Raw genomic sequence first — 8394 nt, 5'->3', positions numbered from 1 at the left:
GAACGCCGAGGACTTCGACGTCACGGACCCCACCCTGGTCGACTGGCGCGGCGGCGGCCCCGACTGCTGGACACCACCGCCGGCGTAGCGAGCCCGGTCGGTGACGGCGGCGACGCCCGGCGGCGAAGGCGGGGGCACGCTGATCGGCTCGCATGCGGCCGCTGCATCAAGGGCTGGGCCGCGGTTCAGCCGGTGTTTCCATCGCGGTTGTGTGCTCGTCGTGTTCACGCAGCATGCGCATGACGGTGACGGGGAGAGGTGCTGGTCGAGTACGTCGTTGAGGACCGCGTACACCGTCGCGAGCCGCTGCCGGCGGGGGTGCCTGGACTTGCGCCCGCCGGCCTGAGACACGTCAGGGCAGCTGGATCACCACACATGTGGGCCCGCGCTCCGAGAGCGCCTCGCAAGCCTCCGCCCCGTTGGCGGCCACGGCGTTGATAGCGATGCCCCACGCCCCGGCCGGAATGGTGACCGGTGTGTCGACCCGGTGCTCGATCACGCCCCGGTCATTGGGCCGGAGATTGCTGCGGAAGAAGTCCACCGGCGGCTTCAGAGCTTCCCCGTCCGCATCCACGGCATACGCGTACACCTCGATGGTGGACCATGTATCGACGCCGTCGGCGTGCACGCCGAACCTCAGCCTCGGATCGGACCGGGGCCCCGTGAGGCTGACATCGATAACAGACGGCCGCCCGTTCCCGCCCGCCGCCTTCGCGGCACCGATCACCGCCACACTCAGCGCGACCATGTAGAAGATGACTCCGAGGATGAGCACGGCGGTCTCCCACATGTTGCCCCGCCGCGTGGGACGAATCAGCAATGACACGATGCTGCAGACAATCGCCAGGATGGCGCAGAGCGACGCCACGTAGATGGGCCACGACTCGTTGTTGAGCGCGACGAAGACGACGTCGCTGGTGAGCCCGAGAGCGGTCATGACGCCCGCTACAGTGACCAGGGCCCCGGCGAGGATCTTGGCCACATCGTCCAGGCGCTTCCCGAGTATGGCCTGGATTTCGTCGGGCAGCGGGGGTCCCTGCCCATCGCCCGGCTTTCTCAGCCCGCTCATGGAACAGACGCTAGTCGTGGAAGCGATCTCAGGCGCCAGGGTGTGGGCCGAACGGAGCAACGGCGCCGCCAACTGTGGCCGGTTTCGCGCATGACCGGCCGGTCCCGCTGGCCCGGAGTGAAGGAACTCGGAAGGCCGCGAGCTTGAGTAGCTCTGGCTGGGTCTCCCGGCCGGGCGTCCTCGATGCCGGGGGGCCGCGTCGTCTCACCTTCGCCCTGGCCGGGCATTCTCCCGCCAGGCCGAGCGAGCGTCGACAATGCCGAAGGTCCGTCATAGGGCTGTGAGAACGGAGTCAGCGGGGGCTGAAGACGAAGACGAAGACGAAGACGACAAGGATGCCGGGCCAGCCCAGGCTCCGCACCCGGCCACCCCGTCCCCGCTGCGCGGTACGGACCCCGGCCGTACCTCAGCACGGGGAGTGCCCGTGTGGGCCGACGACCTGTACCGCTATCTGGCGGTGATGGATGGCCCGCTGCACGACCTGCACGCGAAGCGCACCACCGGGTTACGGAACCGCCCCCGATTCGGTATGCCTGTCCGGTGACCGCACCCGACACCGTCGACCTCGACGAAACCGCCACCTGGCCAGCCGACCTTGCCCGCCTGATCGCCGAACTCGCTCCGACCGTCCTTTAAGGCCTCGACTCCGCGAGCGACCTCCACAATGAAGCTCGGGTGAACCCCAGCGGAGTCCTCAGCCTGTGTGCTAGCTGACCATGATCGTTCTCAGCGCCAACGGCTGTACCGATGTTCCTACCAGTCTCACACCCGGATCAGCGGGGCAGGATGCGCAGTACTGCCTCGCGTTCGCCGCTGAGCCGCAGGCCTTGCTGTACTGCGGCGCTCAGATCGAGGTCGCCGAGCAGGGTCGCGGCCAGCAGGTGCGGCGGTCCGGTCAGTGACGCGGTGGGGTGGTCGACCCGGCCGGCGTGTGTGTGCACCGAGCCGTCCTTTACTTCGATGACCAGGTCCTCGTTGCCGTCGGCGTGCAGTTGCAGGGCGATTGCCGGCTGGTCGGGGCGGTGGTCGGTCAGTGCCCGGGCGGGCATGTCCAGCCAGTGGGTGCGGAAGGTGTCGTTGCCGCCCGGCTCACGCAACAGCGGCACGCCCCACCGGCTCAGCTCCCGCAGCACCGGCTCCAGCTCGCGGCCACGCTCGGTGAGGGAGAACAGGGTGGTGGCCACCGGCGGCGGGGCGGCCTCGCGGTGGATCACGCCGGCTTCCTCGAGTTCGCGGAGCCGGTCGACCAACAGGTTGCTGGCGATCCCGGGCAGCCCGTTGCGCAGGTCGGTGTGCCGGCAAGGACCCAGGGCGAGCAGTTCGCGGACGATCAGCAGGGTCCATCGGTCGCCGATGGTGTCCAGTGATTTCGCGATGCCGCAGTACTGCCCGTAGGTGCGCATGCCACCACCCTACATCGTGGTGTTGAGATTCAAAACTCTCTTGTTGACTTTCTCAACAACGTCGGTCTAGCGTCGCTGCCCATGACCCCCACCCTTTCCGTGCGTCGGCTGGCCTGGGCCGGCGTCGAGATCCGTCTCGGCGACACCCGCCTGCTGATCGACCCGCTTGAGAACGTCGCTCCGCTGGCGCCGGTGATGGGGCCGCCGCACCGGCCGGTCGACCCGGTCGATACCCCGCCCGGCACCCACGCCCTCATCACCCACCTGCACCCCGACCACTACGACCACGACCTGATCGCCCGTATCGCGGCCACCGGCACGATCGGCTGCCACACCCCGAGCGCGGCGGCGCTGCACGAGGTGGGCATCACCCCCGTTGCCCAGGACCTGGGCCAGTCACGCCGCATCGGAGAGCTGACCGTCACCCCGGTGACCTCGCTGGACTGGCGCGGCAACGACTGTGACCAGGTCGCCTGGGTCGTCGAAGGCACCGGCCGGCGGGTCATCCACTGCGGCGACACCCAGTGGCACGGCAGCTGGTGGCAGATCGCCCGCGACCACGGCCCGTTCGACGTCGCCTTCGTCCCGGTCAACGGCGTCATCGCCCACTTCGAGGGCTACGCGGCCAACGTCCCGGCGACCATGACCCCCGAGCAGGGCGTCGAGGCCGCCGTCGCACTCGGCGCCGGCACCGTCTGCGCCATGCACTACGGCCTGTTCCACAACCCGCCGTTCTACACCGAACAACCCGACATCGAGCAGCGCTTCCAGCACGCCGCCGACGAGCGCGGCATCACCGCGGCCATCATCGCCGACGGCCAGCCCGTCCTCTGACCATCAGAAACAAGGAGCAACAGATGAAGATCGTCCTGTTCGGTGCCAGCGGCAACATCGGCCGGCCCACCACCGAGGAACTACTGCGTCGCGGCCACACCGTCACCGCGGTCACCCGAGCCGGCCACGTCGACGGACTCAAGCACAAGGCCCTGACCGTGACCACCGGTGACGTCACAGACGCCGCCGCGGTCGCCGGCCTCGCCGCCTCCCACGACGCCGTACTGTCGGCCGTCGGCCCCCGGATCGGCCAGGAGAACGACCGCGCCACGATCGTCGGTGCCGCCCGTGCGCTGATCGACGGACTCCGCCGAGCCGGCGTCACCCGCCTGGTCACCATCGGCGGTGCCGGTAGCCTGCGCACGCCGACCGGCGCCCGGGTCATGGACGACCCGGACTTCCCCGCGCTGTGGAAGGCCAACGCCGAGGCCCAGTCCGAAGCGCTCGACCTCTACCGCGGCGTGCACGACCTCGACTGGACGTACGTGTCGCCCGCCGCGGTTATCGGAGCAGGCGAGCGGACCGGGGCCTACCGCAGCGCCGGGGACACCCTGCTCACCGACAACGACGGCAACAGCCGCATCTCGTACGCCGACTACGCGGTCGCCTTGGCCGACACGATCGAGAGCGGCACCGCGATCCGCCGCCGCATCACCGTGGCGTACTGAGCCATGAGCAACGACGCCGCCGGCCGGCAAACCCGATTCATCGTCCTGCTCGCAGCGCTCGTGGCCCTGGGACCACTGTCCATCGACGGCTACCTGCCCGGACTGCCGGACCTCGCCGGCGACCTGCGCGCCAGCGCCGCGGCCACCCAGCTCACCATCACCGCCTGCCTGGCCGGGCTGGCCATCGGGCAGCTGATCGCCGGGCCGCTGAGCGACACCTACGGCCGGCGGCGTCCGTTGCTGGCGGGCCTCGCCCTCTACACGATCGCCAGCGCGCTCTGCGCGGTGGCGCCCGACGTCCGGACCTTCGTCGGCCTACGCCTGGTCCAGGGCATCGGCGGGGCGTTCGGCATCGTCATCGCCAACGCCATGGTCCGCGACCGCACCTCCGGAACCCGCACCGCACGTCTCTTCTCCGCACTGACCTTGATCACCGGCCTGGCGCCGGTGTTCGCGCCGGTCCTCGGCGGCCAGCTACTGCGCGTCACGGCCTGGCCGGGGATCTTCGTGAGCCTGGCCGTACTCGGCGCCGTGATGCTGGCGGCCTCCGCCGCAGGACTGCCGGAGACCCGGTCCTCCGCGTCACGCCAGCCGCTGCCGGCTGTCGTCGGGCAGCTGCTCAGCGACCGGGTCTTCACCGGGTACGTCCTGGCCAACGGCCTGGTCTTCGCCGCGATGTTCGCCTACATCTCCGGCTCGCCGTTCGTCCTGCAGGAAATCCACGGCCTGTCACCGCAGCAGTACAGCGCCGTGTTCGCCGTCAACGCCGCCGGACTCGTTGCGGCCGCCCAGATCAGCGGCCGGCTGGTGGCCCAGGCCGGCGCCCGCGTGCTGCTGCTCGCCGGTCTGCTGGGCGCGACAGCCGGTGGCACCACGGTCCTGGGCGCGGTGCTGACACGGGCACCCCTGCCCGTGCTCCTGATCGGCCTGTTCGTCCTGGTCTCCAGCGTGGGCCTGGTCATGCCGAACGCCGCGGCCCAGGCCCTGGCCGACCACGGCGGACACGCCGGGTCGGCAGCCGCTCTGCTCGGCTTCAGCCAGTTCATGTTCGGCGCGGCACTTGCTCCGCTGGCCGGCGCGGGTGGCGCCACCGACGCCTTGCCGATGGGAATCCTCGTCGCCGTGCTGCCGGCGCTCGCTCTGCTCACACTCGGCGTCCTCACCCGGTCGATGCCCGGTGAGCGCACTCGCAGGCCGGCTCGCCAAGGACCTGCCGGGCACCGGCGACCGCGCCGGCACATCGATCGCAGACGAGCCGGCATCCAGTGAATCGGGCCAGCGTCTGGCGAACAGGGTGATTCCGCGATCAGCGTGACAGACGTACGACGACGGACGGGTGTAGCGACGCGTGGAACGCGAAAGATCGGCGTCCCGCCGCAACGAGGCAGGACCTCCGCGATCCGCCAGCTCGTCCTCCAAGCCCCGGCACCCATCATCGCGAAGGCACTCGGCTACCACGACAAGACCGCCATCCGCCTGGTCACCGATGCCGGAGGAACCTGGAGTCGATATGCACCTGGCGACCACACACGCTGACAGGAGCGACGTGGCTGCTCTGGTGAGCCAAGCTCCCGCGACCGGCCCGATGTCAGTACCAGGTGGCAGGCTCTGCCTCCATGAACAAGCAGCAGTTCTGGCAGCTCATTGAGGCAGCCCGCAATCAAGCGTCCAACCCGAACGACGGCGAAGCGGTCGCTCGCGAGGCGACCTCGCTGCTGGCCTCCCGGCCGGTCGAGGAGATCGTCGCAGCTGAGCAGGTTCTGTGGGACCTGATGGTTGACTCCTACAGCAATCCTCTTTGGGCCGCTGCTTACCTTGCCAACGGTGGGTGCTCTGACGACGGCTTCGACTACTTCCGCGGCTGGCTGATCGCTCAGGGCTGTGAAGTCTTCGAACGCGTAGTCGCTGATCCCGACGCCCTGGCAGAACTGCCCATCGTTCAAGCCTCCGCAGCCGACGGCGTCGACCTGGAGGGTGAGGACATGCTGGGCATCGCCTGGAACGCACACATCTCGGCGACCGGTGATCAGCTCCCAGCGAGCCCACCCACCATGCGCTACCGGGAGCTGGACCCCACCTGGAACTTCGATTTCGATGACCACGACGAAATGACCCGCCGACTGCCCCGCTTGGCAGCTCTCTATCTGGAGTAAGCGGAAGCTCGCGTCACAAGACGAGGTCCAACAGCGGGGTGAACGGTGCAGTGCTGATGGCTTCCACCACCACGACCAGCGTCTCGCCGTACTCCCGCCACGCCATGACGTCCTGCGGCGGACGCTCGTACGACTTCTCGACGTCTCCGGCAGGGCCGCTCCAGCGGACCGTGGTGTCGCCCCGGGTCCAACCGACCACCACGTCGAGGTCTTCTTCGGTCACTTGGGAATCTCCTCGAGGGGACGACTGGGATCAGCAGGTCGGCGGCCATCACTGCAGGGTGCTGTCAGACAGACCGTTCGGCACCGTAGTAGCCGTGACGCAACCGGAACCTCCTAGCGTCGGTGCCGTTGGCCCGGATGTGCCCGATCAGCACGGACCTCAGCGGTTCGGACAGCTGCCTGCCGTATGCGCCCGTCCATTCGAGGGAGCCGAACAGTTGGGCTGCCCCGTCGAGCTGGACCGGGCTCGGAGGTCGTGCGAGGAGCGCGGCGAGGACGAGGTCAGGGGATTCGGCCAGGAGCTGGCGTTGCACCGCCATGTCGTACCACTTCAGGCCGCCGGTGGACTCCCTCGAGGAGCTCCCCGCCCATGCCAGCAGGGCGCGAACCCGCTCGATGCCGTCGGGGTAGCGGTGCCGGGTGAGCGCGGCGAGCCGGTCCCCGGCGTTCTGCATTTGACGTGACGAGGCTTCGTAACCACGGCCCGATGGCTGAGCCACGTCCGCGGCTGCGCCTGCCAGTCCGGCCGGCGCAGCCTGTACCCAACGCATCCGGCGCCGCTCGGTCTCGGCCTCCTGGGCAGCCAGCTCTGCCTGAACCTCTCGCGATCGGGTCAGACCCCGCTCAGCCAGCCATTCGGTGAGCGCCGGACCGTCGATCAGGTCGGCGTCGCAATCGCCGACCCCTCGCAGACCGGACTGGTGGTGCAGCGTCCAGCAGGCGATCAGTCCGCCGTCCGAGTCGTGGACCGTGATCGTTGGCCAGCCGTGGCACAGGCACCGGTCACCCGTCCCGCCGTCCACGATGGCCAGCAGCCGGGCCAGGGCAGCGATCCCGTCACCGGTCACCACGGTCCGCTCCAGGTCGACGGATTCGACCTCGCCAGGCGATCCTTCGACGATCACGACGCGCGCAGCCCGATTCAGCACATCCTGCACCCGAGCCGTTGTCGGCGGGCCCTCGGCCGTACCCACTGCTTCCTCGTAGATCACGTCCGCGAGGATAGCCAGTAGACCGAAAGCAGGCCGCCAAGGGCGCGCTCGCGGCCAGCGCCGTCGAGGCCCGGCAGCATCCGGCCGAGCAGGCCCACCACCCAGAAGAAGAGGCTCAGCCTCTCCACTCTGGCCAAGGAACGCGTCAGTGTGTCTGACCACCGGGGCGAACGCTGCCTGACGCGGCACTAGGGGGTGTCTTGCCGATCATCGGATCGTTGGTCCGGTGGTGAGGGAAGTTGAGTTGTCCGATGCGGCGTGGGCGGCGATCGCGCCGTTGTTGCCGCCGGTGGGCCGTGCCCGTGGCCGGTGGCGTGATCACCGTCAGGTGCTGGAAGGCATCGTGTTCAAGTTCCGTACCGGTGTGCCCTGGCGGGACCTGCCCGAGCGGTTCGGTCCATGGCAGACCGTCCACGGACGCTTCGCCCGCTGGGCCGCCGACGGCACCTTCGACCGTCTCCTGGCCGCCGCCCAGGGACGGGCGGAGGTGGACTGGCTGGTCGCCATCGACTCCACGATCGTGCGGGCCCACCAGCACACCGCCGCCAAAGGGGGCTGGAGGAACGGGCCCTGGGACGCTCCCGCGGCGGACTGACCAGCAAAATCCACCTCGCCTGCGACGGACGCGGCCGGCCCTTGTCCTTCGTGCTGACCGCGGGCACCCGCAACGACTGCACCCAGGCCGAGACCGTCATCAGCCTCATCCGCATCGCAAGGCCCGGGCCCGGCCGGCCCAGGACCCGGCCCGAGCGGGTCGTCGCGGACAAGGGCTACTCATCCCGCACGTTCCGCGCCTACCTCCGCAGGCGCGGAATCAAAGCCACGATCCCCGAACGCGTCGACCAGCTCGCAGGCCGGGCCACGCGCCGGGAACCGCCCTGCCACTTCGACAAGGCCCACTACCGGCGCCGCAACGTGGTCGAACGGTGCTTCCACCGCCTCAAGCAATGGCGCGGCATGGCCACCCGCTACGACTGTGAGGATGTTCGGGTGCCGCTCTGGGCGGTGGCCTGACTCGCGCTACGACTGGCTCTTATGCCTTGCGTTTGATCT

At 69.3% G+C, this 8394-nt stretch carries 9 protein-coding genes and 1 pseudogene; 5 read left to right on the top strand and 5 right to left on the bottom strand.

The features are described from left to right. Window positions 1–352 precede the first annotated feature (352 nt). Entirely contained in the window at window positions 353–1069 is a 717-nt protein-coding gene (locus ACZ49B_RS38870) for a hypothetical protein (protein ID WP_468315985.1), read from the bottom strand. 773 nt (window positions 1070–1842) lie between these two features. Next, window positions 1843–2472: a winged helix-turn-helix transcriptional regulator gene (locus tag ACZ49B_RS38865; RefSeq protein WP_468315983.1), complete on the bottom strand. Its 630-nt coding sequence runs from the start codon at window positions 2470–2472 to the stop codon at window positions 1843–1845. Between the two features lie 81 nt (window positions 2473–2553). Here ACZ49B_RS38865 and ACZ49B_RS38860 point away from each other — a divergent pair, with 81 nt between their 5' ends. The 4 genes from ACZ49B_RS38860 to ACZ49B_RS38845 all read left to right on the top strand — a co-directional run bounded on the left by ACZ49B_RS38860 (window position 2554) and on the right by ACZ49B_RS38845 (window position 6127). Then, complete coding sequence (locus ACZ49B_RS38860) at window positions 2554–3306, top strand: MBL fold metallo-hydrolase (protein ID WP_386680108.1); 753 nt, start codon at window positions 2554–2556, stop codon at window positions 3304–3306. A 23-nt stretch (window positions 3307–3329) separates the two neighbouring features. Beyond that, window positions 3330–3974 (top strand): NAD(P)-dependent oxidoreductase, encoded by a 645-nt coding sequence (locus ACZ49B_RS38855; protein ID WP_468315980.1) that lies wholly within the window; start codon window positions 3330–3332, stop codon window positions 3972–3974. Window positions 3975–3977: 3 nt separating this feature from the next. Then, complete coding sequence (locus ACZ49B_RS38850; RefSeq protein WP_468315977.1) at window positions 3978–5243, top strand: multidrug effflux MFS transporter; 1266 nt, start codon at window positions 3978–3980, stop codon at window positions 5241–5243. 347 nt (window positions 5244–5590) lie between these two features. Beyond that, window positions 5591–6127, top strand: coding sequence for a DUF4240 domain-containing protein (locus ACZ49B_RS38845; protein WP_468315974.1), 537 nt, complete (start codon window positions 5591–5593; stop codon window positions 6125–6127). A 13-nt stretch (window positions 6128–6140) separates the two neighbouring features. Here the strand turns inward: ACZ49B_RS38845 and ACZ49B_RS38840 are convergent, their stop codons facing one another. From ACZ49B_RS38840 to ACZ49B_RS38830, 3 genes are all read right to left on the bottom strand, one after another. Beyond that, the gene (locus ACZ49B_RS38840) at window positions 6141–6350 is read right to left on the bottom strand and encodes a hypothetical protein (RefSeq protein WP_468315971.1); all 210 of its coding nucleotides are present in this window, start codon (window positions 6348–6350) and stop codon (window positions 6141–6143) included. A 64-nt stretch (window positions 6351–6414) separates the two neighbouring features. Continuing rightward, a complete protein-coding gene (locus ACZ49B_RS38835; protein WP_468315968.1) occupies window positions 6415–7341 on the bottom strand; it encodes a hypothetical protein in 927 nt (308 codons plus the stop codon). Next, the gene (locus tag ACZ49B_RS38830; RefSeq protein WP_468315966.1) at window positions 7338–7469 is read right to left on the bottom strand and encodes a hypothetical protein; all 132 of its coding nucleotides are present in this window, start codon (window positions 7467–7469) and stop codon (window positions 7338–7340) included. The genes ACZ49B_RS38835 and ACZ49B_RS38830 overlap by 4 nt, the downstream gene beginning before the upstream one ends. Window positions 7470–7567: 98 nt before the next feature. Here ACZ49B_RS38830 and ACZ49B_RS38825 point away from each other — a divergent pair. Beyond that, window positions 7568–8355 (top strand): annotated as a pseudogene (locus ACZ49B_RS38825) (IS5 family transposase). The last annotated feature ends 39 nt before the right edge of the window (window positions 8356–8394 follow it).

Source organism: Streptomyces sp. NPDC031132 (assembly GCF_055570595.1).
This window is presented reverse-complemented; position numbering and strand designations above follow the sequence as displayed.

Coding starts and splice junctions, on each gene's coding strand:
- ACZ49B_RS38855 (WP_468315980.1), top strand. CDS start 3,330: ATGAAGATCGTCCTGTTCGGTGCCAGCGGCAACATCGGCCGGCCCACC.
- ACZ49B_RS38865 (WP_468315983.1), bottom strand. CDS start 2,472: ATGCGCACCTACGGGCAGTACTGCGGCATCGCGAAATCACTGGACACC.
- ACZ49B_RS38845 (WP_468315974.1), top strand. CDS start 5,591: ATGAACAAGCAGCAGTTCTGGCAGCTCATTGAGGCAGCCCGCAATCAA.
- ACZ49B_RS38850 (WP_468315977.1), top strand. CDS start 3,978: ATGAGCAACGACGCCGCCGGCCGGCAAACCCGATTCATCGTCCTGCTC.
- ACZ49B_RS38860 (WP_386680108.1), top strand. CDS start 2,554: ATGACCCCCACCCTTTCCGTGCGTCGGCTGGCCTGGGCCGGCGTCGAG.
- ACZ49B_RS38870 (WP_468315985.1), bottom strand. CDS start 1,069: ATGAGCGGGCTGAGAAAGCCGGGCGATGGGCAGGGACCCCCGCTGCCC.